The 658-nt window shown below is 47.6% G+C and carries 1 protein-coding gene; it reads right to left on the bottom strand.

Translation table 11 applies throughout. The annotated features are described in order from the left end of the window. Positions 1 to 658: cache domain-containing protein (locus R7Z50_RS28150; protein WP_318149838.1), on the bottom strand; the 658-nt coding region annotated here is incomplete at both ends.

Genomic DNA, 658 nt, shown 5'->3' with positions numbered 1-658 from the left:
GAAAACTTTGTGCCCCAAGACACTACGCTGCCTGGGCCAGAATGTGCCACTAATCGGTGTTCTTGGTCCATGATAAAGACCGATGCTTTGGTGTTCTTCTTAATGACGCGTAGAAACTCGTTGAAGGTATTGATACGAATGTCCGTCACCAATACGCCCGCAAATTCTTGGTGTTCGTACACCGGTGTCATAGCAGATAAGGTGATGTCTTGGCGCTCATCCGCATTGGTGTAGATTTTTGACCACATCGGTTTTTCGTCTTTGGCGACAGGTTGATACCAAGGACGAGTTCTTGGATCGTAAGGCGTGATGACAGTACGAATATCGTTACTGACATGATCTGTGCCGTAGATGATTAACTTACCATCGGTGTATTTATCTTGAACCATCAAGGTGTAATCGTCGGAGATCTCGCGACGAAAACCCGCGAAATCGCCAGTTTCCGAACCAAAAGCGATCACGTCCAGCTGCGGAATAGAACGGTATAGGTTCTGAAACGCGCTCAATAAGTAGGCTTGGACATCTCGCGTATCATGGGGATGGTACAGGTTGTGATAACTCACGTTGTGAGCAAGCGTCATCACCGCCGTAAACGGCTTTCGCAGATAACTATTGAGGTGGTCGTAGACACTTTCGGTCAACACCGACAGCTGTTTAT

The organism is Vibrio sp. 1249-1 (genome assembly GCF_033340495.1).
This window is presented reverse-complemented; position numbering and strand designations above follow the sequence as displayed.